Raw genomic sequence first — 23,175 nt, 5'->3', positions numbered from 1 at the left:
GCCGGCGCCCGCCACAAGGAGACGAGACATGGGTGCCGTAACCGGAACCACGCTCTTGATTTACGCGCTGATCGCCGTGATCGCGCTGGTGATCCTGATCGCCAAGTACAAACTGAATCCGTTCATCACGCTGGTGGTGGTCTCGGTGGCCCTGGGCTTTGCCGTGGGCATGCCGATGGGCGACATCGTGAAGTCGTTCGAGGCCGGCGTGGGCGGCACGCTGGGCCATATCGCACTGGTCATCGGGCTGGGCACGATGCTCGGCAAGATGATGGCCGAATCGGGCGGCGCCGAGCGCATCGCGCTCACGCTGATCAACTTCTTCGGCGAAAAGAACGTGCACTGGGCCATGGTGGTCATCGCGTTCATCGTCGGCCTGCCGGTGTTCTTCGAGGTCGGCTTCGTGCTGCTGATCCCCATCGCGTTCAACGTCGCCAAGCGCACGAACACGTCGATGATCCTGGTGGGCATTCCCATGGTGTGCGGCCTGTCCGTCGTGCACGGCCTGATCCCGCCGCACCCGGCCGCGCTGCTGGCCGTGCAGGCGTACGGCGCCGACATGGGCCGCACCATCCTGTACGCGCTGATCGTGGGCATTCCCACGGCCGTCATCGCCGGCCCGCTGTTCGCCAAGCTGATCGACCGGCACGTGAAGCTGCCGGCCGTGAACCCGCTGGCCGAGCAACTGACCGAGGAAGCCGATTCGGCCAAGTCGGGCAACCTGCCGGGCTTCGGCATCACGGTGCTCACCATCCTGCTGCCGGTGTTCCTGATGCTGATCGGTAGCTGGGCGGATCTGATCACCACGCCCAAGACGTTCGCCAACGACTTCCTGAAGCTGATTGGCAACTCGGTGATGGCGCTGCTGATCGCCACGCTGTTCAGCTTCTACACGTTCGGCAAGGCGCGCGGCTTCAACCGCGACATGATCCTGAAGTTCACCAACGAGTGCGTGGCGCCGACCGCGATCATCACGCTGGTGGTGGGCGCCGGCGGCGGCTTTGGCCGCATCCTGCGCGACTCGGGCATCTCCACGGCCATCGTCGACGTGGCCACGCACGCCAACGTGTCAGTGCTGGTGCTGGGCTGGCTCGTGGCCGTGATGATCCGCATCGCCACCGGCTCGGCCACGGTTGCCATGACCACGGCTGCCGGCATCGTCGCCCCGATCGCCGCCAGCGTGCCGGGCACCCGCCCCGAACTGCTGGTGCTGACCACGGGCGCCGGCTCGCTGATCCTGTCCCACGTCAACGACGGCGGCTTCTGGCTGGTCAAGGAATACTTCAACATGACCGTCGCCCAGACGTTCAAGACCTGGTCCGTGGCGGAGACGATCATCTCCGTGGTGGCCCTGCTGTTCACGCTGGCCCTGGCGACCGTGGTCTGAAGCCCTCGCTCCCTCTCCCGCCCGCGGGAGAGGGGCTGGGGGTGAGGGCCGGCGTCCCAAGATGCGACTGCCGGCAATTTGAACCTCAACGCCCTCACCCCCGACCCCTCTCCCGCAATGCCGGAGAGGGGAGCCAACCATCCCGGTCGGCGTAGCGGCACCCACCGCCGTACAACATTCCCCGACTGGCACAAAACCGCCCGCGCCTCTACACTCCCTGATCGATGCAGCCGCCCGATGCTGCACTTTCACGGGAGACCTTCCATGACGTTCAGTCTGCTGCGGCGCGCCATGCTGGCGTGCGGCGCCCTTGCCGTCCTTGCGCATGTCCCGCTGTCCCGCGCCGCCGACCCGGTCAAGATCGGCCTGATCGCGCCGTTCTCGGGCAGCTTTGCCGACTACGGCAAGCAGATGGAAGGGGGCATCAAGGCGTGGCAGAAGCTCCACGGCGACACGGTGGCGGGCCGCAAGCTCCAGATCATCGTCAAGGACACCACAGGCCCGGTGCCCGAGGTGGCCAAGCGGCTGGCGCAGGAACTGGTGGTGCGCGACAAGGTGGACATCCTGGCCGGCTTCGGCCTGACGCCCGAGGCGCTGGCCGTGGCGCCGATTGCCGAGCAGGCCAGGAAGCCGATGGTGATCTTCAACGCGGCCTCGTCGGTCATCACGACCAAGTCCAGCTACATCGCCCGCGTGTCGATGACGCTACCGCAGATCTCGGCGCCGATGGCCACCTGGGCGGTGCGCAACAACATCCGCAAGGTGGTGACGCTGGTGGCCGACTACGCGCCCGGCATCGACGCCGAGACCGCGTTCAAGACCAATTTCCTGGGCGGCGGCGGCCAGATCGTGGAATCGATCCGCGTGCCGCTGCGCAACCCCGAGTTCGCGCCATTCATCCAGCGCATCAAGGACGCCCGTCCAGAAGCGGTGTTTCTGTTTCTGCCCGCGGGCGAGCAGGGCGTGGCGTTCATGAAGGGCTTCCGCGAACGCGGGCTGGCCGACGCCGGCATCCGCGTGATTGCCACCGGCGACCTGACCGACGACCACGTGCTGCCGGCCATGGGCGACGCCACGCTGGGCGTGATCACGTCGTTCCACTATTCGGCCGCGCATGATTCAAAGGAGAACAAGGCGTTCCTGAAGGCGTTTGCCGAGGCCAACCCGGGCGCCGGGCGGCCCAACTTCATGGCCGTGGCCGCCTACGACGGCATGGCCGCCATTGCCGAGGCGCTGAAGAAGACCGGCGGCGCCACCGACGGCGACAAGTTCCTGGGCGCGCTCAAGGGCATGAAGCTGCAGAGCCCGCGCGGGGCCATCACGATCGACCCGGCCACGCGCGATGTGATCCAGACCGTCTATATCCGCAAGGTCGAAAAGGTCAACGGCGAGCTGTTCAACGTCGAGTTCGACAAGTTCGCGGACGTGAAGGATTCCGGCAAGTAGCCGCCCGGCCATCGAAATCTTTCATCGCGATCTCGGGATTGTGCATTTCCCTTGGCGCAAAAGCTGTCCTACCCTTGTCTGGCGGCGCCTGCCCGGGCCGCCACACAAGAACTCCGGAGACATCACGATGAAGAGCTCAGCCATCGCCATGGCCGCGTCGTTGGTCGTGGCCGCATCACCCCTCCTCGCAGCCCCTGCCGACAACCTGCAGAAGCTCCAGAACTTCAAGCAGACCGGGGCCGCGCCCGCCGAGAAGATCGCCCAGGACGGCAAGAAGGCCGACGCCCTGCGCGAGAACCTGAAGACCATCAAGCTGCCGCAAGGCTTCAAGATCGAACTGTTCGCCGTGGTGCCCGAGGCGCGCCACATGGCCGTCGAGCCATCCACCGGCGTGGTGTTCGTCGGCACCCGCAAGAACCGCGTCTGGCAGGTGACGGACCGCACCAAGCGCCGCGTGGCCGACGACGTGGTCCAGTTTGCCAGCGCCATCACGTTCAAGGTGCCCAACGGCGTGTGCTTCTCGCCCGACGGCATCCTCTACGTCGTCGAGCAAAACCGCGTGCTCGGCTTTCCGGCCGCGCAGTTCTTTGGCGAAGGCGGCCCGGACGTGGCCGCCGCCGTGGTGGTGCCGCAGGGCAAGCTGATCCCGGCCGAATTCGAGAGCTTCAACCACGGCGCGCGGGCGTGCCGCGTGGGCCCCGACGGCAAGATCTACATCGCGCTGGGCCAGCCCTGGAACGTCCCGCCGAAGGACAAGCTGGCCGCGCTGAACAAGAACGGCATCGCCGGCATCATCCGGGTGGGCCAGGACGGCAAGAACCGCGAAAACTACGCGCTGGGCGTGCGCAATTCCGTGGGGCTCGACTTCAATCCGGCCGACAAGACCCTGTGGTTCACCGACAACCAGGTGGACGGCATGGGCGACGACCAGCCGCCCGGCGAGCTGAACCGCGCCACCAAGGCCGGCCAGAACTTCGGCTTCCCGTGGTACGGCGGCGGCAAGGTCCGCACCGTCGAGTACAAGGACCAGGAGCCGCCCAAGGACGCGGTCTTCCCGGTGGTGGAATACGCCGCCCACGCGGCCGACCTGGGCATGTCGTTCTACACCGGCAAGATGTTCCCGGCCAAGTACCAGGGCGGCGTGTTCGCGGCCGAGCACGGGTCGTGGAACCGCACCAAGCCCATCGGCGCGCGCATCGTCTACACGGCCGTCAAGCCCGATGGCAGCGCCGGCGAGACCGAGGTCTTTGCCGAAGGCTGGCTGACGCCGAACGGCGAGTACATCGGCCGCCCCGTGGACGTGCAGCAGCTGCAGGACGGCTCGCTGCTGGTATCGGACGACTACGCCGGCGCCATCTACCGCATCTCGTACTCGGGCGCGAAATGACCGGTCCGCTCGTCAGGCACCCCACCTTGCGCGCCGCCGCGCTCCTGCTGCTGGCGGCGGCGTTGTGCCCGCCCGCGCTGGCCGCCGACGCCAAGGCCGGCCGGGCCAAGGCCATGCAGTGCCAGGCGTGCCATGGCCTGGACGGCAAGTCAAAGCTGCCCGAGGCGCCCCATCTGGCCGGCCAGGTCGAGGCCTACCTGGCCAAGGCGCTCAAGGACTACAAGACCGGCGCGCGCAAGGACGAGATGATGACGATGATGGCCAAGCCGCTGTCGGACGCCGACATCGCCAACCTTGCGGCCTTCTACAGCAGCCTGCCGCCCTAGCGCGCCACTGCCCTACCCCTGGCGCACCGTCACCAGCCGGTCCAGCAGCGCCCGGTCGGCGAGCAGGCTGGCGCTGTCGGACCGGTGCACCACGCGGCCGCGATCCAGCACCAGCGCCTGCCGGGTCATCGCCAGCGCCATCCGGGCATGCTGCTCCACGACGATCACGGCCATGCCGGCGTCGCCGATCAGCGTCGCAATCGTCCGCTGCAGCTCCTGGACGATGATCGGCGCCAGCCCCTCCAGCGGCTCGTCCAGCAGCAGCAGCGCGGGGTTGGTCATCAGCGCCCGGCCGATGGCCAGCATCTGCTGCTCGCCGCCGGACAACTGGTTGCCAAGGTTGCGCCGGCGCTCTTCCAGCCTGGGAAAGGCCCGGTAGACGCGCGGGATGTCCCACGGCCCCGGCCGGGCCACGGCGGCCAGATGCTCCTCGACCGTCAGCGACGGAAACACCCAGCGCTCCTGCGGCACCCAGCCGATGCCGGCCTGCGCACGCCGGTGCGGCGGCGTGCGGCCCAGTTCGCGGCCCTGCCAGAACACCTTGCCGCCGCGCACGCGCGTGAACCCCATCAGCGTGGCCAGCAGCGTGCTCTTGCCCACGCCGTTGCGGCCCAGCAGCGCCAGGCTGTCGCCGGCGGCCAGCGACAGGTCCACCTGTTCCAGCACCACGGCGTCGCCGTACCCGGCGCGGATGCCCTCCACGCGCAGCAGTTCAGTCATGGGCGGCCTCCCCCAGGTAGACCTCGCGCACACGCGTATCGGCGGCAATCTCGGCCGGGGTGCCTTCGGTCAGCACGCGGCCGCCCACCAGCACCGTGATCCGCTCGGCAAAGCGGAAAACCAGGTCCATGTCGTGCTCGATGAACAGGATCGTGATGTCGCGCGGCAGCGCGGCAATCACCGCGAACAGTTCGGCGCTCTCGCCGGCCGGGATGCCGGCAGCGGGCTCGTCGAGCAGCAGGATCGACGGCCGCGTGGCCAGCGCCAGCGCCATCTCCAGCAGCCGCTGCTTGCCGTACGGGAGCTGGCGGGTCTCGGTATCGGCATCGCGGTCCAGGCGCAGCAGCGCCAGCAGCGCCATGGCCTCGTCAACCAGGGCGGCCTGCGACGCCACCGTGCGGGCCCAGATCCGCGCCGCGCCGGTGCGCTCGGCCACGGCCAGCACCACTGATTCGAGCACCGTCAGCCCGGGGAACAGCGTGTTGATCTGGAACGTGCGCGTCATGCCCAGCCCCACGCGCGCGTGCTGCGGCAGGCCCGTGATATCGCGGCCGCCCAGCCAGATGCGGCCGGCCGTGGGCGGCAAGGCGCCGGTCAGCAGGTTGATGAACGTGGTCTTGCCGGCCCCGTTCGGGCCGATCAGCGCATGGCGCGCGCCCGGCGCGAAATGCAGCGAGATATCGGTATTGGCGGCAAAGCCGCCCCAGGACTTGCACAGCCCCTCGGTGCGCAGCGCGGCGGTCATGCGTCGGCCTCCTGTTCCAGCGCGGCCCGTGCACGGCGGCGCGACGTCCACGCGTCCACCGCCCCCATCACGCCGCCCCGCGCGAACAGCACGATCAGCACCAGCAGCAGCCCGATCCAGAATTGCCAGTACACCGGGTTGATGCCGGCCAGCACGTCCTGCGCGATCATGAACAGCGCGGCGCCCACCAACGCGCCGTAGAGCCGGCCCGTGCCGCCCAGCACCAGCATCACCAGCAGTTCGGCCGAGCGCGGAAAGCCCAGCACGTCCATGCCGACGAACTGCGTGGTCTGCGCCAGCAGCCCGCCCGCCACGCCCGCGATGGCCGCCGACACCGTGAATACCGCGCGCAGCCGCTGCGGCACGTTGGCGCCCAGCGCCGGCATCCGCCGCGCGCCTTCGCGCACGCCGCGCAGCGACAGCCCGAACGGCGACGCCACGATGCGCCGCACCAGCACGAACAGCAGGAACAGCACCACCAGGCTGTACACGTAAGCGGTCTTGCCGAACAGGTCGAATTCGAACAGGCCCAGCAGCGGCTGCATCGTCACGCCCGACAGCCCGTCCACGCCGCCGGTCACGAAAGCCGCCTTGTTGGCGGCCTCGAACAGCATCAAGCCGATGCCGAGCGTCACCATCAGGCGCGTAAGGTCGCCGCCGCGCACCACCAGGAAGCTGCACAGCCAGCCCGCGAACGCCGCCACGCCAGCGGCGGCCAGCAGCCCGGACACCGGCTCGCCCCAGCCATGCGCGCCGAGCAGGCCGGCCGTGTAGGCGCCCAGCCCGAAGAACGCCGCATGGCCCAGCGAGACGATGCCCGCGTAGCCGAGGATCAGATCCAGCGACAGCGCGAACAGGCCGACAATCAGGATCTGGCTGCCCAGGATCAGGTAGCCGGGCAGCGCGAAGAATGCCGCCACCGGCACCAGCCAGAACACGATCTCGGCCGCATGCCAGCGGGCGTCGGGCAGGCGATGGGAAGACGTCACGCGCGTCATGCCGGGCGCCTCCCGTACAGGCCGGCCGGAAACGCCACCAGCAGCAGCACCATCATCGCGTAGATCACGAACGCGCCCACGGCGGGCACGTAGTATTTGCCGGCCACGTCGGCCACGCCCAGCACCATCGCCGCCACCAGCGATCCGCGGATGCTGCCCGCGCCGCCCACGGCCACCACCAGCAGGAAGTACACCATGTACTTGAGCGGGAACGTGGGGTCCAGCCCCAGCACGTCGATGCCAAGCCCGCCGCCCAGCCCGGCCAGCCCGGACCCCAGCGCGAAGGTCAGGCTGAACACGCGGTCCACGTCGATGCCCAGCCCGCTGGCGGCCTGCTGGTTGTCCACGGCCGCCCGCACCTGCGCGCCAAAGCGCGTGCGGGCCACCAGCCAGCCCAGCGCCAGCGTGATGACCACGACCACGGCCAGCAGGAACAGCCGGTAGGCGCCCAGGTCCAGCCCGGCCACCCGCACCTGGCCGATCAGGAACGCCGGCAGCGTCACGGGCTGCTGGCCGGGGCCGAACAGCCACGTGGCGCCGGCCATCGCCATGAACGTCAGGCCGATGGAAAACAACACCTGGTCGAGATGACTGGCGCGGTAGAGCCGGCGGTAGAGCGTGCGCTCCAGCAGCCAGCCGGCCAGCGCGGCGGCCACGAACGCCACCGGCAGCGCAGCCAGGAACGGCACGCCCGCGCGGTTCATCGCCACCACGGACACGTAGCCGCCCAGCATGGCAAACGCGCCGTGGGCAAGGTTGACGAAGTTCATCAGGCCCATCGTCACCGACAGGCCGATGCTGATCAGGAACAGCAGGCTGCCGTATGTCACGCCGTCGAACAGCACGCCGGGCAAGCTCGATATCACGATCGGTTCCTCTCCATGGGTGGGTGGCCGCCGCCGATTGTTCAGTGGGCGCCGCTTTTTTGCAATCGGGCCGGACCCGCGCGGCGGCCCCGCCCGGCGCTGCGGCCCCGTACGGTCCGGTTTACATCGCCCCGCGCTCGCGCTAAGGTCCTCTGGACCCGACCGCCGAAGGATTGCCATGCCGATCGACCGACGCACCTTTCTGGGTATCACCGCCACGCTTGCCGCTTGCCCGGCCGGCCAGGCCCTGGCCGCCAGCGCCCAGGCCGCCACCGTGGACGCGCCAATGCGCCGCAAGATCCCGGGCACCACCGAGCAGTTGCCGGTGATCGGCATGGGCACGGCGGACACGTTCAACGTGGGCAAGGGTAGCGACGACCGCGCGCCGTTGACGGAGGTCATGACCATGCTGCTGCAGCGCATTCCGCGCGCCGTGGTGGATACCGCGCCCAGCTACGGCAACGCCGAGACCGTGACCGGCGACCTGCTCCAGGCCGCCAACGCGCGCGGCAAGGTGTTCCTGGCAACCAAGGTATCGTCGAGCGCGTCCGGCACCGTGGCCCAGTTCACGGAATCGCGCGTGGACCTGCGCTCGGACAGCGTGGATTTGCTGCAGGTGCACAACCTGATCGACTGGCGCGACAACCTGCGCATCCTGCGGCAGCTCAAGGAACAGGGCAAGACGCGCTATATCGGCATCACCCACTACCGCGACGACGCCCACGACCAGCTCGCGCAGATCCTGCGCAGCGAGAAGATCGACTTTCTGCAGGTTAACTACTCGCTGGCCGAGCGCAACGCCGAGAAGACGCTGCTGCCGCTGTGCGAGGAACGCGGCGTGGCCGTGCTGGTCAACCGCCCGTTCCAGGACGGCCGGCTGTTCGCGGCCGTGCGCGGCAAGCCGGTGCCCGACTGGGCCGGCGAGATCGACTGCAACTCGTGGGGCCAGCTCTTCCTGAAGTTCATCGTCAGCCATCCCGCCGTCACGGCCGCCATCCCGGCCACGTCGAAGCCGAAGAACATGGCCGACAACCTGGGCGCCGCGTTCGGCCGCATGCCGGACACGCGCGAGCGCGCGCGCATTGCCGCCGCGCTGGCGTAGCGGGCCGCCGATGGACGCCCACGATCCACTGCCCGACGCCCCGCGCACCGGCCGCCTGCTGGGCGTGCGCGCGGGCGAGATGCCGGCCGTGGCGGGCGCCTTCCTGTTCTTCTTCTGCCTGTTCGCCAGCTATTTCATGCTGCGCCCCGTGCGCGAGACGATGGGCATCGCCGGCGGCGTGAAGAACCTGCAGTGGCTGTTCACGGCCACGTTCGTGGTCATGCTGGTGGCCATCCCGTTCTACGGCGCCTGCTGCAAATGGCTGCCACGGCGGCGCTTCGTGCCGTGGGTCTATGCGTTCTTCATCGCCAACCTGCTGGCGTTCGCCCTTGCCACGCGCGCCATGCCGGACAGCGTGTGGCTGGCGCGCGTGTTCTACGTCTGGCTGTCGGTGTTCAACCTGTTCGTGGTCTCGGTGGCGTGGAGCCTGATGGCCGACGTGTTCCGGCCCGAGCAGGCGCGGCGGCTGTTCGCGCTGATCGCGGCCGGCGCCAGCGCGGGCGGGCTGGCGGGGCCGGTACTGGGCGGATGGCTGGTCGCCAGCATCGGGCTGACCGGGCTGATGCTGCTGTCGGCGGCGCTGCTGGCCGCCACGCTGCCCGGCGCGGGTTTCCTGTTCCGCTGGCGCAGGCGGCACGGCGCCGGCGCCCCCGGTGCGCATGGCGCCAGCGACGCCGCGCCGGGACCCGACCCTTCCCAGCCCGTGGGCGGCGGGCTCTGGGCGGGACTGGTGCTGGTGGCACGGTCGCGCTATCTGCTCGGCATCGGCCTGTTCGTGATCCTGCTGGCCACGGCCAGCACGTTCCTGTATTTCGAGCAGGCGCGGCTGGTGGCCGAGGCGTTCCCGTCGCGCCAACAGCAGACGCAGGTGTTCAGCGCGCTGGACGCCACGGTGCAGGCGCTGACCATCCTCGTGCAGGTGTTCTTCTCGGGCCGCGTGGCGCGGCGCCATGGCGTGGCGGCGCTGCTGACGCTGGTGCCGCTGGCCGTGGCCGGGGGCTTCGTGCTGCTGGCGATCTGGCCGACGTTCGGCGTGCTGGCCGGCGTGATGATCCTGCGCCGCGTGGGCGAATACGCGATGCTGCGGCCAGGCCGCGAGATGCTGTTCACCGTGGTCGACCCCGAGACCAAGTACAAGGCCAAAAACGTGATCGACACCGCCGTCTACCGCGCCGGCGATGCGGTCAGCGCGTGGGTCAAGACGGCCATCGACGCGCTCTCCGGCCACCCGGCCACCGTGCCGCTGGCCGGCGCGCTGCTGGCGCTGGGCTGGGCCGCACTGGGCTGGTGGCTCGGGCGCCGGCACGCGGGCCAGCTTTCCGCTGCCGCGCCAGCCCCGGCGGGACTCGCCCGCCAGTCGACGGGCAGCCGATAATCGCTCACCTGTCTGGCCGCAGCGTGCCGATGGCCGTATAGTCTTGGCCTGTCGGCGCGCCGCTGGCCGCCCCATCCATCTGCACAGGAGTTGCCCCATGAAGACCAAAGCCGCCATCGCCTGGAAAGCCGGCGCCCCGCTGACCATCGAGGAAGTGGATCTCGACGGCCCGCGCGCCGGCGAGGTACTCGTCGAGATCAAGGCCACGGGCATCTGCCATACCGACTACTACACGCTGTCCGGCGCCGATCCGGAAGGCATCTTCCCGGCCATCCTGGGCCACGAGGGCGCGGGCATCGTCACCGATGTGGGCCCGGGCGTGACGTCGCTGAAGCCGGGCGACCACGTGATTCCGCTCTACACGCCCGAATGCCGCCAGTGCAAGTTCTGCCTGTCGCGCAAGACCAACCTGTGCCAGGCCATCCGCGCCACGCAGGGCAAGGGCCTGATGCCGGACGGCACGTCGCGCTTCTCGATCGACGGCAAGCCGGTCTTCCACTACATGGGCACGTCCACGTTCGCCAACCACATCGTGGTGCCGGAGATCGCGCTGGCCAAGATCCGCCCGGACGCCCCGTTCGACAAGGTCTGCTACATCGGCTGCGGCGTGACCACGGGCGTGGGCGCGGTGCTGTTCACGGCCAAGGTGGAGGCCGGCGCCAACGTGGTGGTGTTCGGGCTGGGCGGCATCGGCCTGAACGTGATCCAGGCCGCGAAGATGGTGGGCGCCGACAAGATCATCGGCGTGGACATCAACCCGGGCCGCGAGGCCATGGCGCGCAAGTTCGGCATGACGCATTTCGTGAACCCGAAGGACGTGGGCAACGTGGTGGACCACATCGTGCAGCTTACCGATGGCGGCGCCGACTACTCGTTCGAATGCATCGGCAACACGCAGGTCATGCGCCAGGCGCTGGAGTGCTGCCACAAGGGCTGGGGCAAGTCGATCATCATCGGCGTGGCCGAGGCCGGCGCGGAGATCTCCACGCGCCCGTTCCAGCTTGTCACGGGCCGCGAGTGGAAGGGCTCCGCGTTCGGCGGCGCGCGCGGCCGCACCGACGTGCCGAAGATCGTGGACTGGTACATGGAAGGCAAGCTCAACATCGACGACCTGATCACCCACACGCTGCCGCTGGACCGCATCAACGAGGGCTTCGACCTGATGAAGCGCGGCGAGTCCATCCGCTCCGTGGTGCTGTACTGAGGACGGGCCCATGGAACTGCTGAGCGAACACGGCTGCCACGGAGGCGTGCAGCGCTTCTACCAGCACCAGTCGGCGGCCATCGGCCTGCCGATGCGGTTCTCGGTCTACCTGCCGCCGCAGGCGCTGGCCGCCGATGCCGGCCGCCTGCCGGCGCTGTTCTACCTGGCCGGGCTGACCTGCACCGAGGAAACGTTCGCGATCAAGGCCGGCGCCCAGCGCCACGCCGCCGAGCACGGCCTGATCCTGGTGGCACCGGATACCAGCCCGCGCGGCGCCCACGTGCCGGGCGAGGCCGACGCATGGGACTTCGGCGTCGGGGCCGGCTTCTACGTCGATGCGGTGGAAGCACCGTGGCGCATGCACTGGCGCATGGAAAGCTACGTGGCCGACGAGCTGTTCCACCTGGTCACCAGCGACCTGCCGGCCGACCCTGCCCGCGTGGGCATCTTCGGCCATTCAATGGGCGGCCACGGGGCGCTGACGCTGGCGCAGCGCTACCCGCAACGCTTCCGCTCGGTCTCGGCCTTCGCGCCAATCGCGGCGCCGTCGCAATGCCCGTGGGGCGTCAAGGCATTCACCGGCTACCTGGGCGATGACCGCACCCGCTGGGCCCAGCACGACGCCACCGCACTGATGGCCGCCCAGCCCTCGGCCCCGTTCCCGTCCGGCATCCTCATCGACCAGGGCCTGGCCGACAAATTCCTGGCCGAGCAGCTCTACCCCGAAGCCTTCGAGGCCGCCTGCGCCAGCGTGGGCCAACCCCTGACCCTGCGCCGCCACGCGGGCTACGACCACGGGTACTACTTCATCAGCACGTTCATCGCCGACCATGTGCGGCACCATGTTGAGCGGCTTTGAGACAGGGCTGAGGGGGCGCCGCCGCGCTTCCCCGTGCCCGCAATAGAGGCTTGTCGCCAATGACCACCCCCTCCCCCATCGTCATGCTGTCCGCCCGGCAGCTCTCCCAGGCCATTCACGCGCGGCAGGTGTCGTGCGAGGACGTGATGCAAGCCTATCTGGCGCATATTGCGGCCGTGAATCCGGGGGCGAATGCCATTGTCGCGTTGCAGGACGAGGCGGGACTGCTGGCCGAGGCCCGCGCGGCCGATGCGGCGCTGGCGCGCGGGGAATCGGCGGGATGGATGCACGGCATGCCGCAGGCGCCGAAGGATCTGGCGATGACGCGCGGCATCCGTACGACCTATGGGTCGCCGATCTTCCGCGACAACGTGCCGGCCACCGATTCCGTCGTGGTGGAGCGCGTGCGGCAGGCCGGCGCGATCCTGATCGGCAAGACCAACACGCCCGAGTTCGGGCTGGGGTCGCACACGTTCAACCCGGTCTATGGGCCGACGCGCAACCCCTACGATCCGACGCGCTCGGCCGGCGGCAGCAGTGGTGGCGCGGCGGCGGCGCTGGCGTTGCGGATGCTGCCGGTGGCCGATGGCAGCGACTTTGGCGGGTCGCTGCGCAATCCGGCCGGGTTCTGCAACGTGTTCGGCTTCCGGCCGTCGATGGGTCGCGTGCCCTACGGTCCGACGCCCGAACTGTTCCTGCCGCAACTGGGCTGCGAGGGCCCGATGGCGCGCACGGTGGAGGACCTGGCGCTGCTGCTAGGCACCCAGTCCGGCCCCGACGACCGCACGCCGCAGGCCCTGCCGGCGGACCCGGTGCTGGCGACGCTGTCGCCAGCCAACGTGCGCGCGGCGCTCGATGTCGACCTGACCGGCAAGCGGGTGGCGTGGCTGGGCGACTGGGCCGGCTACCTGCCGATGGAAGACGGCATCCTGCAGCTCTGCGAACAGGCGCTGCGGTTCTTCCCCGATTTCGGCGTGCAGGTGGATGCCATCGCACCGCCCTACCCGCCCGAGAAGATCTGGCAGACCTGGCTGGTGCATCGCCACTTCCTGACCGGCAACGCGCGCATGGCCCTCTACACGAACCCGGCCACGCGCGCGCAGCTCAAGCCGGAAGCGATCTGGGAGATCGAGGGCTCGCTGGGGCAGACGGCCGGTGAGCTGTATGCGGCGAGCGTGCAGCGCAGTGCGTGGCACCAGGCGCTGCAGCGCACGTTCCAGCAGTTCGACTACATCGCCGTGCCAACCGCGCAGGTCTTTCCGTTCGACGTCACGCAGCACTGGCCCAGATCGATCGCCGGGCGGCCGATGGATACCTACCACCGCTGGATGGAGGTGGTCGTGGCATGGACGCTGTCGGGCTGCCCCGTGATCAGCGTGCCGGTCGGCTTCAACGCCGTCGGCCTGCCGATGGGCATGCAACTGATCGGCCGTCCCCGCGACGACCTGAGCGTGCTGCGGCTGGCGGCGGCTTATGAAAAGGTGCGGGATTGGGTGGGCAGCCGGCCGCCGGCGGCGGTGGCGGGGTAAGAATCCGCCGTGCGGGGTGGTAGAGCGCAGGGTCAAGCCACCCGCCGCAACGGCCTGGCCGCGCCCGGAAACAACGGCGCGGCGCGTTCCGCTGCCAGCTTGATCCGTTCGGCCAGCGCGCCGTTGCCGATCTCGTGGCCGTCGAAGTCGCCGGTCGATGTGTAGACGCCGATCGGCAGCGTCAGCGCCTGCAGGAAGCTGAACAGCGGCCGCAACTGGTGTTCCAGCACCAGCGCGTGGCGGTCGCTGCCGCCGGTGGCGGCCAGCAGCACCGGCTTGCTGGCCAGCGCATCCATGCCGACCAGGTCGAACAGATGCTTGAAGTGGCCCGGGAACGATCCGCGATAGACCGGCGCGGCCGCGATCAGCAGGTCGGCCGATTCGATGGCCGCCAGTTGGACCTCGATGTCGGCGGGCAGCTCCTGGCGCGTCAGCGCGCCACCGAGCGGGCGGGCAATCTCGCTGAGGTCCACGACCTGGGTATCGAGCACGAGCCGCTGCGACAGCTCGGCCAGCAGCGCCTGCACCAGCACCAGCGTGCGCGAGGGTCGATGGGCGCTGCCGTTGACGGCGACGACTTTCAAGGGCGTGGACACGGGCGATTCTCCGATGCGCAAGGGGCGATCGGCATACCTTAGCGCCGCCGTCCGCCGGCGGGAACGAACCAATTCAACTATCCATAGATGCAAAAACGGCAGCGCCGGCCGAAGCCGGGGCTGCCGCGTCGCGGGGCGGGCGTGAAACGTCGCTCAGAACGACGGCACCATCGCGCCCTTGAACTGCGTCTTCATGAACTGGCGTACTTCCTCGGACTGGTAGGCGGCCACGAGCTTCTTGACCCACGGCTTGTCCTTGTCCTGCGTGCGCACGACGATGACGTTGGCGTACGGGCTGCGGATGTCTTCCAGCGCGATGGCGTTCGTCGTCGGCTGCAGGCCGGCGGCCAGCGCGTAGTTCGTGTTGATCACGGCGGCGGCCACGTCGGGCAGCGCACGGGCCAGTTGGGCGGCGTCGAGTTCGACGATCTTGATCTTCTTGGGATTCTCGGCGATGTCGAGCGGCGTGGCGTTCACGCCATTCGTGCCGACGCCGGGCTTGAGCTTGATGACGCCCTGGGCGGCCAGCAGCAGCAGCGCGCGGTTTTCGTTCGACGGATCGTTGGGCACGGCAACCTTGGCGCCCGGCTGCAGGTCCTTGGGCGACTTCAGGCTCTTCGAGTAGATGCCCAGCGGCGAGATGTACGTGTAGCCGACGCTGACCATCTTGTAGCCGCGCTGCTTGATCTGGCTGTCGAGGTACGGCTGGTGCTGGAAGCTGTTGGCGTCCAGGTCGCCGGCGTCCAGCGCGGCGTTCGGCTGCACGTAATCGTTGAATTCGACGATCTTGACGTTCAGGCCGTTTTTCTTGGCCACCTTCTGCACCACCTGCCAGACTTCGGCGTCGGGGCCGCTGACGGTGCCAAGGCGCATCGTCTGTTCCTGGGCCGCCGCGTTGCCGGCAGCCATCACACCCAGCGCCACGGTAGCGGCGGCCAGGGTCTTCGTGATCGAGAGCATCTTCATAGGTCTTGTTTTTTCCTGGGAATCGAGGAGCGGCGCACCGGGTAGGTGCGGCCGAGGCGCAAGCTTACCGCAATGTTCCGGGTGCCGAGGGGGCGCCAGCGGGCCCGCAACCGTGTAAACTCCCCGCTTTTTCCGATTCTGGCGACATGACGCAAGTGCCACAGCGCACGGGCCTCAGCGGCCCGAAACTGGTGCGCCTGCTGGCGCGCCTGACCGACGCCGGGGCCCCCGGCGCCGCGCCGTCGCTGTCGGCGGAGATCAGCCGCTGGCTGGGCTGGACCGATGCCATCGCGCTGTCCGCCGCGCTGAACGGCAGCCCGCCCGAAGTGGCGTCCGGAGCGCCCGCCGCGCGCGGCCTGGCGGGCGAGGCGGCCGGCCGGCACGTACGCGCGACGCTGACCGCCGCCATCACGGGGCAAGGCGCCGCGTCGGACAGCCGCCGCAGGGTGCCGGCGCGCCTGGCGGCGCCTGACGCGGCCGAATCCGACTTTGCCGACCATCGCCAGCGCTACGTGGCGCTGCAGCAGCAGATGGAGCGCGAGATCGGCGGCCTGCGGGCGCGGCTGCGCACGTCGCTGGCCGCGCGCACGCCGCAGGCGGGCCGGCTGGCGATGCTCGACACCGTCATGGAACAGGTGCTGGGCGCGCGCGAGCAGGCCGTGCTTGCCGCCGTGCCGGGGCTGCTGGAACCGCATTTCACAAGGCTGCGCGCCGCGGAGGGCGCGTGGCTCAACGTATTTCGCACGGACATGCAGAGCGTGCTGCTGGCCGAGCTGGAAATTCGCTTCCAGCCGGTGGAAGCGCTGCTCGCGGCCCTGCGCGATACCTGACCGACCGACATGAACAGACACCTCACCTCCCTCGCCGCCCCCGTCGTCTTCCTGGCCGGCCTTGCCGTTGTCGGCTGGGTTGGCGCCGGCTACGCGGGCACGAATGCGCTGGCGCTAGCCGTCACGCTGCTGATCGGCGGCTTCTATGTCGGCGGCGCGCTGGAACTGCATCGCTACCGGCAGGCCACGCCGACGCTGACCGCCGCCATCGCCGCGCTCTCGACGCCGCCGGCCAGCCTCGGGGCATGGCTGGATCGCCTGCACCCGAGCCTGCGCAACGCGGTGCGCCTGCGCGTGGAAGGCGAGCGCGTGGCGCTGCCCGGCCCGGCCATGACGCCTTACCTCGTCGGGCTGCTGGTGCTGCTGGGCATGCTCGGCACGTTCCTCGGCATGGTCGGTACGCTGCGCAGCACCGGCGTGGCGCTCGAAGGCGCCGCCGACCTGCAGGCCATCCGCGCGTCGCTGGCGGCGCCGGTCAAGGGGCTGGGCTTTGCGTTCGGCACGTCGGTGGCGGGCGTGGCCACGTCGGCCATGCTCGGGCTGCTGTCGACGATGGCGCGCCGCGAGCGTGTGCAGGCGGCGCAACTGCTCGACGAACAGCTTGTCACCACGCTGCGCGGGTTCTCGCGCCATCACCAGCACGACGCGGTGTTTGCGCTGCTGCAACGGCAGGCCAAGCTGATGCCGGCCCTGGTCGACCGGCTCGACACGATGGCGACCACGCTGGCCAGCCAGCACGAGGCGCTGGGCCAGCGGCTGGCGGACGGCCAGGACGCGTTCCACGCCCGCACCGACGCCGCCTACGCGCGGCTGGCCGAGACCGTCGGCGCGTCGCTCAAGGACGGCATTGCCGACAGCGCCCGGGCAGCCAGCGCCGCGATCCAGCCCGCCGTCGATACGACCATGGCCGGCCTCGCCCGCGAGGCATCCGCGCTGCGCGACGCGATCACGCTGACCGTGCAGCAGCATCTGGACGGCACCGCCGCCCGCTTCGAATCCACCACGGCCGCCGTGGTCGATACCTGGCGCGCGTCCCTGGCCGACCATCGGCAGGCCAATGGCGCGCTCGCGGCCGACCTGCGCGCGACGCTGGACGGCTTCGGCGAGACCTTCGCGCAGCGCTCGGCGGCGCTGGTCGATGGCATCGGCGCCCGCCTGGACACGGCCACGGCCGACGCGGCGCGCACCTGGGATGCGGCGCTGTCACGCCTGGCCGATACCGGCACCTCGCTGGCCAGCGCCAACCGCGCGGCCATGACCGACGCATCGTCGGCGTTCTCGCAGCACGCCGCCGCCTTTGCCGCGCAGGCCACCGACTTCGCCGGCACGGTTCGCCAGTCCCATGCCGACCTCCACGCGCAACTGGCCGCGCAGGAGACGGCTCGCCAGTCGACGCTGGACAGCCGCGACGCGGCCCGTCTTGCGGCGTGGCAAGAGGCGCTGGCCGCCATGGCGAGCACGATGCGCGAGCAATGGCAGGCCGCCAGCGCCCAATCGGCCGCCGACCAGCGGGCCGTGCGCGACGCGCTGTCGCAAAGCGCCCGCGACATCGCCACGCACGCGCAGGCCCATGCCACGGGCACGCTGGCCGAGATCGACCACCTGCTGCAGGCTGCCGCGTCGCTGCAGGCCGATCTGGCCGCGCGCGACGCCCAGCGCCTGACGGCCTGGCAGGACACGCTGGCCACCATGGCCGCCACGATGCGCGACGAATGGCAGGCCGCGAGCACGGCGTCGGCCGGGCAGCAGCGCGCACTCCATGACGCGCTGGCCGACACCGCGCGCGAAATCGCCACGCACACGCAGCAGCAGGCCAGCGACACGATTGCCGAGGTCGCCCGCCTGGCGCAGATCGCCACCGAAGCGCCCAAGGCGGCCGCCGAGGTCATCGCCGAGCTGCGCCAGAAACTGACCGACGGCATGGCGCGCGACAACGCGATGCTGGAAGAACGCGGCCGGCTGCTGGAAACGCTCGGCACGCTGCTGGACGCCGTGAACCACGCGTCGACCGAGCAGCGCGCGGCGGTGGACGGGCTGGTCACCACCACGGCCGACCTGCTGGACCGGGTGGGCACGCGCTTCACCGAGCAGGTGGCGCAGGAAACCGGCAAGCTCGACGGCATCGCCGCCCGCATCACGGGCAGCGCGGTGGAAGTGGCAAGCCTGGGCGAAGCCTTCGGCATGGCGGTGCAGATGTTCAGCGCGTCGAACGACAAGCTGGCCGAGCACCTGGCGCGCATCGAGGCCGCGCTCGACAAGTCGATGGCGCGCAGCGACGAGCAACTGGCCTACTACGTGGCCCAGGCGCGCGAGGTGGTGGACCTGAGCATGCTGTCGCAGAAGCAGATCCTGGAAAACCTGCAGCAGTTCGCCGCCCGGCAGGCTGGCGCCGAAGCCGCATGACGGACGATCACGACGCCGGCGTGGAGACCACCGTCCCGGCCTGGGCGGTGTTTGGCGACCTGATGTCGGTCATGCTCGGCGCCTTCGTGCTGGTGCTGCTGGGCGTGATTGGCGTGCAGATGGAGCTGTCGGCACGGCTGGAAAAGGAAGTGAAGCAGCGGCAGGAAGAACTGCAGCGGCGCCAGACGCTGGAGCAGGCGCTGGCCGGGCCGCTGGCGGCGGGCCGCGTCACGCTCAAGGACGGCCGGATCGGCATCAGCGGCAACGTGCTGTTCGCGGTGAACTCCGACCAGTTGCAGCCAGAGGGCCAGGCGCTGCTCAAAAGCCTGGCGGCGCCGCTGTCGGCTTACCTGGGTGCGCGCGATGAAATTCTGATGGTCAGCGGCTTTACCGACGACCGGCAGGTGCGCGAAGGCAACCGCCGCTTTGCCGACAACCTGGAGCTGTCGGCGCAGCGCGCGCTGACCGTGACGCGCGCGCTGATCGATGCGGGCGTGCCGCCGGTGTCGATCTTCTCCGCCGCGTTTGGGGCGCAGCAGCCGGTGGCGCCCAATGCCACCGAAGAAAGCCGCGCCAAGAATCGGCGCGTGGAAATCGCGCCGGTGCCGCGCGTGTCGGCCGGGGGCCAGAAGCCGCATGCATGAGGACGCCCAGCCCGATCCGCGCGCCCGGCTGGATGCCTGGCGGCTGTCCGGCGCCGACCGCGCGGACCCGGTGCGCTTCTGCCTGATCGACGCGATGGCGCGACGCGCGGCTGGCTTCGACGGCGAAGCACGGCGGTGGCTCGACGCGCGGCTGGCGGCGCTGGTGGCGGCTTACGGAGAGGCGATCGAGCGGGACGCGGCCGGCGAAGCTTCCGTATGCGAGGCATCGCCCTCGCCCACGGGCGCGCTGGCGGACCTCGCGGCGCTGACGGCGCGACTGGCGCGCGGCGCGGACGTCGACACCTGCCCGCCCACTGCATCGCCAACGGCGCCCACGGCGCCTACGTCACCGACCCCGTCGAACACCCTCCCCCGCGGCGCGGCCGCCGAGCCAGCGCTGGCCGACTACTTCCGCGACACCTGGGCGCGTGTCAGCGTCGAGCGGCAACTGCGCCAGTCGCAGGCGCACGTGCCCGACAACGCCGGGCCGCTGAACACCAACCATCTGGTGCACCGCGCGCTGTCGCTGATGCGCGAGGTCTCGCCCGGCTATCTCGAACAGTTCCTGTCGTACGTCGATGCGCTGTCCTGGCTGGAAGGCATGCATGCCATCCCGCTGGTGCCCGAGCGCAAGGCCCGGACCCGGGGCGGCAAGGTCGGCAACGGCTGAACGCGCCGCCAGCCTGCGCTGGCCGGGCGCTCAGTGCGCCGGCGTCAGCGACGTGCGCACGGCCTTCACATTGCGCTCGGTGACGGGCGCCGCGTGGTTGCTCCATCCCTGCCGCAGGAACGTGGCCAGCTCGGCCACTTCGGCATCGTTCATCCGATGGGCAAAACCCGGCATCACCAGGATCGACGGCGCCTTGGCCGTGGACGGCGTGCGCGCGCCGGCCAGGATCACGTTGACCAGCGCGGTCGGACTGTCGGCGTTGACGACGGTGGCGCCGTCCACGCGCGGGAACACGCGCTCGGCGCCCTTGCCCGTCACGAAGTGGCAGGCCGCGCAGTTGTCGAGATACAGCCGCTCGCCCAGCGTCAGGTTCCTGGCCGCGGTCAGCTTGCGGATCGTGGCGTCGGCGCCCTGCGGCTTCACGGCGGCGGACGCGGCCGGCACCGGCGGCAGGCTCTTCAGGTAGGCCGCAATCGCGGACAGGTCCACCGGACGCATATGCGAGGTGCTGTGCTCGACCACGGCCGTCATCTCGCCCGCCACGGCCGCCGTGCGGTTGCGGCCGGTCAGCAGGTAGTCGACGATGTCCTGGTCGGTCCAGTGCGGCATGCCGCGCAGCGACGGCACGGGCCAGCCGTTCAGATCGCCGCCGGCCAGGTACTGCGCGTCGGCGCTGGAATCGGCCTTCTCGTTCATGGCGATGCCGCGCGGCGTGTGGCAGCTGCTGCAGTGGCCCAGCCCTTCCACCAGGTAGGCGCCGAGCTTGACCTGGTCGGTCCAGGCCGCGCGCGGCTGGAACGGCTTGTCCGACGTGAACACGTAGTTCCACACCGCCATGCCCCAGCGCAGGTTGAACGGAAAGTCCATGCTGGTCTGGGGCGGCTGCGCGCTGCTGGGCGCCACGCCTTCCATGAAGAATGCGTAGAGCGCGTGGATGTCCGCGTCCGTCACCTTGCGGTAGTTCGGGTACGGCATGGCCGGGTACAGGTGCTGGCCATCGGCGCGCACGCCCTTGCGCACCGCGTCGGCAAACTGCTTCTCGGTGTACTGGCCGATGCCATGCTGGCGGTCGGGCGTGATGTTGGTGGCGTAGATGATGCCGTGGCCGCTGTCGATGGGCAGGCCGCCGCTGTACGCGGGCTTGCCCGGCGCGCTGTGGCAGGCCATGCAGTCGCCCACGCGGGCCAGGTAGGCGCCGCGCTGGATCAGCGCCGGGTCCGAGGCGGCCAGCGCCGACGACGCCGCGCCTAACGTGGCGGCCATGGCCGCGGCGGTCGCGGCGGCATTGAAGAGGGAACGGAAAAGGGTCATGGTCGTCTCGGTCAGGCTTGCACCAGCGGTCCCGGGTTCTTGAGGTACTGCTTCTTGATGGCGTCCGCGGCCATCAGCGTGATGGCGCCGATCGTGGCGGTGGGATTGGCCTGGAAGTTCTGCGGAAACGCGTTGCCGCCGGGCACGAAGACGTTGTGGACGTCCCACGACTGCAGGTAGCGGTTCAGCGCCGAGTCGCGCGGCGACATGCCCATGATCGCGCCGCCCACGTTGTGGGTCGACACGTACTTGGTGATGTCCCAGTGCGAATCGAGCGCCAGGAAGCTCTCCGACATCACGTCCGGCTTCATCTCCTTTGCAATCTTCAGCACGATCTCGCGCAGGTAGCGCTGGAGCTTCAGCTCGTTCTCGCGCCAGTCGAACGTCATGCGCAGCAGCGGCTGGCCCCACGGGTCCTTGTAGCGCGGGTCCAGGTCCAGGTAGTGGCCGCGGTACGACATGCACGTGGTCGTGATGCTGATCTTCATCGAGCGGCCGTACCAGTCCACCATGCCCTCCTTCCAGCCCTTGCCCCAGCCTGGCGTGCCGGGCGGCAGCGCCGTGCCGATGGGCGCGCCGGTTGCCTGCGAGCTATGGATCTTGGCGCCGCCGATGAAGCCCAGCGACGGGCCGTCGAAGTTGCCCGGCGAGATGTCGTTGAACATCTCGCCCGTGGCGCCGGCCGTGGCGAACGGGTTGAAGTGCTTGTCCTTGAAGAACAGCGTGGCGCCGCCGTTGCTCAGGAACGCGTAGTTGCGCCCCACCGTGCCGGTTTCGGACACCGGGTCGTACGGCTTGCCGATGCCCGACAGCAGCATCAGCCGCACGTTGGCGAACTGGAAGCTCGACAGCACGACGATCTTTGCCGGCTGGAACACCTCCTTGCCGTGCTCGTCGATGTAGGTCACGCCGCGCGCGGTCTTGCGGTCCTTGTGCAGGTCCACGCGGATCACGTTGGCGTTCACGCGGTACGAGAAGTTCGGCATGCGCTTGACCACATCCAGCACGGTGGTCTGCGGCGACGCCTTCGAGTAGTTCAGGCACGGGTACTTGCTGCAGTAGCCGCAGTAGTTGCACGGAGCGAGCTGGGCGCCGTACGGGTTGGTCCAGGCCCGCGACACGTTGGCCGACGGGTTCGGGAACGGGTGGTAGCCCAGCTTGCGCGCCGTCTCCGCGAACATCGAACAGTTCAGCGTGTCTTCCAGCGCGGGCAGCGGATACGGGTTCGAGCGCGGGCCTTCGAACGGGTCGCCGCCGGGCTGGATCTGGCCGCGCAGGTTGCCGGTGTTGCCAGACAGGCCGCAGACCTTGTCGAAGAAGTCGTAGTACGGCTCGATCTCGTCCCACGTGAACGGAAAGTCCTTGATGCGCATGTCGGCGTCGAGCGTGCCGCGCCGGTAGGCCTGGTCGGCGTAGGTCTTGAGCTTGAGGTCGGTGGGCGTCGGGCGGATCAGCACGCCAGTCCAGTGCAGGCCCGACCCGCCCACGCCGGTGCCGGGCGCGAAGGCGCCCCACTTGCGCGTGGGCAGCGCGGTCTCGTCCTGCTTGTAGCGTACGGTCAGCGCGGCATCGCGCGGCGTGGCAAAGACCTTGTTGCGCGTGGCATAGCCGTACTGGTCGGCGGGCTTTGGGTAGGCAAAGTCCTCGGGTGGCCGGTCCGGGCCGCGCTCTAGCGCGCGCACCTTGAGGCCGGCCTGGGCCAGTTCGATGGCCATCAGCGAACCGGCCCATCCAAGGCCGACGATGACGACGTCGACGTCGTCGTTGGTGATCTGGGGCATATGACGTGCTTGTGCTGGGCGTGAAGCGGG

21 protein-coding genes are annotated in these 23,175 nt (G+C 69.7%); 13 read left to right on the top strand and 8 right to left on the bottom strand.

Annotated elements, in window-relative coordinates; genetic code table 11:
* The first annotated feature begins 28 nt into the window (after positions 1–28).
* The 4 genes from EHF44_RS25430 to EHF44_RS25415 all read left to right on the top strand — a co-directional run bounded on the left by EHF44_RS25430 (position 29) and on the right by EHF44_RS25415 (position 4,546).
* Positions 29–1,387 carry a GntP family permease gene (locus EHF44_RS25430; protein ID WP_124686446.1) on the top strand — a complete coding sequence of 453 codons (1,359 nt, stop codon included), beginning with the start codon at positions 29–31 and terminating at the stop codon, positions 1,385–1,387.
* A 264-nt stretch (positions 1,388–1,651) separates the two neighbouring features.
* Entirely contained in the window at positions 1,652–2,833 is a 1,182-nt protein-coding gene (locus EHF44_RS25425) for an ABC transporter substrate-binding protein (RefSeq protein WP_124686445.1), read from the top strand.
* Positions 2,834–2,981: 148 nt separating this feature from the next.
* On the top strand, positions 2,982–4,220 hold the full coding sequence (locus EHF44_RS25420) for a PQQ-dependent sugar dehydrogenase (RefSeq protein WP_253700375.1): 1,239 nt from the start codon (positions 2,982–2,984) through the stop codon (positions 4,218–4,220).
* The gene (locus EHF44_RS25415) at positions 4,217–4,546 is read left to right on the top strand and encodes a c-type cytochrome (RefSeq protein ID WP_124686443.1); all 330 of its coding nucleotides are present in this window, start codon (positions 4,217–4,219) and stop codon (positions 4,544–4,546) included. Before EHF44_RS25420 ends, EHF44_RS25415 begins: the two co-directional genes overlap by 4 nt.
* Positions 4,547–4,558: 12 nt before the next feature.
* Here the strand turns inward: EHF44_RS25415 and EHF44_RS25410 are convergent, their stop codons facing one another.
* Genes EHF44_RS25410 through EHF44_RS25395 form a run of 4 tightly spaced genes read right to left on the bottom strand, consistent with a single transcriptional unit; the run spans position 4,559 to position 7,872 of the window.
* Positions 4,559–5,266 (bottom strand): ABC transporter ATP-binding protein, encoded by a 708-nt coding sequence (locus tag EHF44_RS25410; RefSeq protein WP_124686442.1) that lies wholly within the window; start codon positions 5,264–5,266, stop codon positions 4,559–4,561.
* Positions 5,259–6,011, bottom strand: coding sequence for an ABC transporter ATP-binding protein (locus EHF44_RS25405; protein WP_124686441.1), 753 nt, complete (start codon positions 6,009–6,011; stop codon positions 5,259–5,261). The genes EHF44_RS25410 and EHF44_RS25405 overlap by 8 nt, the downstream gene beginning before the upstream one ends.
* On the bottom strand, positions 6,008–7,009 hold the full coding sequence (locus tag EHF44_RS25400) for a branched-chain amino acid ABC transporter permease (protein ID WP_124686440.1): 1,002 nt from the start codon (positions 7,007–7,009) through the stop codon (positions 6,008–6,010). The genes EHF44_RS25405 and EHF44_RS25400 overlap by 4 nt, the downstream gene beginning before the upstream one ends.
* Positions 7,006–7,872: a branched-chain amino acid ABC transporter permease gene (locus EHF44_RS25395; RefSeq protein WP_409558990.1), complete on the bottom strand. Its 867-nt coding sequence runs from the start codon at positions 7,870–7,872 to the stop codon at positions 7,006–7,008. Before EHF44_RS25395 ends, EHF44_RS25400 begins: the two co-directional genes overlap by 4 nt.
* Before the next feature lie 181 nt (positions 7,873–8,053).
* Here EHF44_RS25395 and EHF44_RS25390 point away from each other — a divergent pair, with 181 nt between their 5' ends.
* The 5 genes from EHF44_RS25390 (at position 8,054) to EHF44_RS25370 (ending at position 13,944) form a co-directional block, all read left to right on the top strand.
* The gene (locus EHF44_RS25390) at positions 8,054–8,977 is read left to right on the top strand and encodes an aldo/keto reductase (RefSeq protein WP_124686438.1); all 924 of its coding nucleotides are present in this window, start codon (positions 8,054–8,056) and stop codon (positions 8,975–8,977) included.
* A 10-nt stretch (positions 8,978–8,987) separates the two neighbouring features.
* A complete protein-coding gene (locus EHF44_RS25385) occupies positions 8,988–10,352 on the top strand; it encodes an NTP/NDP exchange transporter (RefSeq protein WP_124686437.1) in 1,365 nt (454 codons plus the stop codon).
* A gap of 97 nt (positions 10,353–10,449) precedes the next feature.
* Positions 10,450–11,556: an S-(hydroxymethyl)glutathione dehydrogenase/class III alcohol dehydrogenase gene (locus EHF44_RS25380; protein WP_124686436.1), complete on the top strand. Its 1,107-nt coding sequence runs from the start codon at positions 10,450–10,452 to the stop codon at positions 11,554–11,556.
* Between the two features lie 10 nt (positions 11,557–11,566).
* Positions 11,567–12,415 (top strand): S-formylglutathione hydrolase, encoded by an 849-nt coding sequence (gene fghA, locus EHF44_RS25375; RefSeq protein WP_124686435.1) that lies wholly within the window; start codon positions 11,567–11,569, stop codon positions 12,413–12,415.
* 59 nt (positions 12,416–12,474) lie between these two features.
* Positions 12,475–13,944, top strand: a complete 1,470-nt coding sequence (locus tag EHF44_RS25370) for an amidase (RefSeq protein WP_124686434.1) — start codon at positions 12,475–12,477, stop codon at positions 13,942–13,944.
* Between the two features lie 32 nt (positions 13,945–13,976).
* On the opposite strand, the gene msuE is transcribed toward EHF44_RS25370, so the two are convergent.
* Together msuE and EHF44_RS25360 are read right to left on the bottom strand one after the other, a co-directional pair.
* Entirely contained in the window at positions 13,977–14,540 is a 564-nt protein-coding gene (msuE, locus tag EHF44_RS25365; protein WP_124686433.1) for an FMN reductase, read from the bottom strand.
* A gap of 153 nt (positions 14,541–14,693) precedes the next feature.
* Entirely contained in the window at positions 14,694–15,506 is an 813-nt protein-coding gene (locus EHF44_RS25360) for a MetQ/NlpA family ABC transporter substrate-binding protein (protein WP_124686432.1), read from the bottom strand.
* 146 nt (positions 15,507–15,652) lie between these two features.
* On the opposite strand from EHF44_RS25360, the gene EHF44_RS25355 reads away from it, so the two are divergent.
* From EHF44_RS25355 to EHF44_RS25340, 4 genes are read left to right on the top strand one after another with little or no spacing between them, the layout of a single operon-like run.
* Positions 15,653–16,336 carry a DUF3348 domain-containing protein gene (locus EHF44_RS25355; RefSeq protein WP_124686431.1) on the top strand — a complete coding sequence of 228 codons (684 nt, stop codon included), beginning with the start codon at positions 15,653–15,655 and terminating at the stop codon, positions 16,334–16,336.
* A gap of 9 nt (positions 16,337–16,345) precedes the next feature.
* Positions 16,346–18,739 (top strand): DUF802 domain-containing protein, encoded by a 2,394-nt coding sequence (locus EHF44_RS25350; protein WP_124686430.1) that lies wholly within the window; start codon positions 16,346–16,348, stop codon positions 18,737–18,739.
* Positions 18,736–19,383 (top strand): OmpA family protein, encoded by a 648-nt coding sequence (locus EHF44_RS25345; RefSeq protein ID WP_124686429.1) that lies wholly within the window; start codon positions 18,736–18,738, stop codon positions 19,381–19,383. The genes EHF44_RS25350 and EHF44_RS25345 overlap by 4 nt, the downstream gene beginning before the upstream one ends.
* Complete coding sequence (locus EHF44_RS25340) at positions 19,376–20,053, top strand: DUF2894 domain-containing protein (protein ID WP_124686428.1); 678 nt, start codon at positions 19,376–19,378, stop codon at positions 20,051–20,053. The genes EHF44_RS25345 and EHF44_RS25340 overlap by 8 nt, the downstream gene beginning before the upstream one ends.
* A 30-nt stretch (positions 20,054–20,083) precedes the next feature.
* On the opposite strand, the gene EHF44_RS25335 is transcribed toward EHF44_RS25340, so the two are convergent.
* Positions 20,084–21,364, bottom strand: coding sequence for a cytochrome c (locus EHF44_RS25335; RefSeq protein WP_216643997.1), 1,281 nt, complete (start codon positions 21,362–21,364; stop codon positions 20,084–20,086).
* A gap of 11 nt (positions 21,365–21,375) precedes the next feature.
* Positions 21,376–23,145 carry a GMC family oxidoreductase gene (locus tag EHF44_RS25330; protein WP_124686427.1) on the bottom strand — a complete coding sequence of 590 codons (1,770 nt, stop codon included), beginning with the start codon at positions 23,143–23,145 and terminating at the stop codon, positions 21,376–21,378.
* Positions 23,146–23,175: the final 30 nt, after the last annotated feature.

The organism is Cupriavidus pauculus, assembly GCF_003854935.1.
In the GTDB taxonomy this organism is placed as follows: domain Bacteria; phylum Pseudomonadota; class Gammaproteobacteria; order Burkholderiales; family Burkholderiaceae; genus Cupriavidus; species Cupriavidus pauculus_C.
The sequence above is the reverse complement of the archived record's forward strand: the minus strand, read 5'-3'. Positions and strand labels throughout refer to the sequence as shown.

Bases quoted from the DNA above. Each gene is read 5' to 3' on its own strand.
- EHF44_RS25430 (WP_124686446.1), top strand. From the start codon at position 29: ATGGGTGCCGTAACCGGAACCACGCTCTTGATTTACGCGCTGATCGCC.
- EHF44_RS25425 (WP_124686445.1), top strand. From the start codon at position 1,652: ATGACGTTCAGTCTGCTGCGGCGCGCCATGCTGGCGTGCGGCGCCCTT.
- EHF44_RS25420 (WP_253700375.1), top strand. From the start codon at position 2,982: ATGGCCGCGTCGTTGGTCGTGGCCGCATCACCCCTCCTCGCAGCCCCT.
- EHF44_RS25415 (WP_124686443.1), top strand. From the start codon at position 4,217: ATGACCGGTCCGCTCGTCAGGCACCCCACCTTGCGCGCCGCCGCGCTC.
- EHF44_RS25410 (WP_124686442.1), bottom strand. From the start codon at position 5,266: ATGACTGAACTGCTGCGCGTGGAGGGCATCCGCGCCGGGTACGGCGAC.
- EHF44_RS25405 (WP_124686441.1), bottom strand. From the start codon at position 6,011: ATGACCGCCGCGCTGCGCACCGAGGGGCTGTGCAAGTCCTGGGGCGGC.
- EHF44_RS25400 (WP_124686440.1), bottom strand. From the start codon at position 7,009: ATGACGCGCGTGACGTCTTCCCATCGCCTGCCCGACGCCCGCTGGCAT.
- EHF44_RS25390 (WP_124686438.1), top strand. From the start codon at position 8,054: ATGCCGATCGACCGACGCACCTTTCTGGGTATCACCGCCACGCTTGCC.
- EHF44_RS25385 (WP_124686437.1), top strand. From the start codon at position 8,988: ATGGACGCCCACGATCCACTGCCCGACGCCCCGCGCACCGGCCGCCTG.
- EHF44_RS25380 (WP_124686436.1), top strand. From the start codon at position 10,450: ATGAAGACCAAAGCCGCCATCGCCTGGAAAGCCGGCGCCCCGCTGACC.
- fghA (WP_124686435.1), top strand. From the start codon at position 11,567: ATGGAACTGCTGAGCGAACACGGCTGCCACGGAGGCGTGCAGCGCTTC.
- EHF44_RS25370 (WP_124686434.1), top strand. From the start codon at position 12,475: ATGACCACCCCCTCCCCCATCGTCATGCTGTCCGCCCGGCAGCTCTCC.
- EHF44_RS25360 (WP_124686432.1), bottom strand. From the start codon at position 15,506: ATGAAGATGCTCTCGATCACGAAGACCCTGGCCGCCGCTACCGTGGCG.
- EHF44_RS25355 (WP_124686431.1), top strand. From the start codon at position 15,653: ATGACGCAAGTGCCACAGCGCACGGGCCTCAGCGGCCCGAAACTGGTG.
- EHF44_RS25350 (WP_124686430.1), top strand. From the start codon at position 16,346: ATGAACAGACACCTCACCTCCCTCGCCGCCCCCGTCGTCTTCCTGGCC.
- EHF44_RS25345 (WP_124686429.1), top strand. From the start codon at position 18,736: ATGACGGACGATCACGACGCCGGCGTGGAGACCACCGTCCCGGCCTGG.
- EHF44_RS25340 (WP_124686428.1), top strand. From the start codon at position 19,376: ATGCATGAGGACGCCCAGCCCGATCCGCGCGCCCGGCTGGATGCCTGG.
- EHF44_RS25335 (WP_216643997.1), bottom strand. From the start codon at position 21,364: ATGACCCTTTTCCGTTCCCTCTTCAATGCCGCCGCGACCGCCGCGGCC.
- EHF44_RS25330 (WP_124686427.1), bottom strand. From the start codon at position 23,145: ATGCCCCAGATCACCAACGACGACGTCGACGTCGTCATCGTCGGCCTT.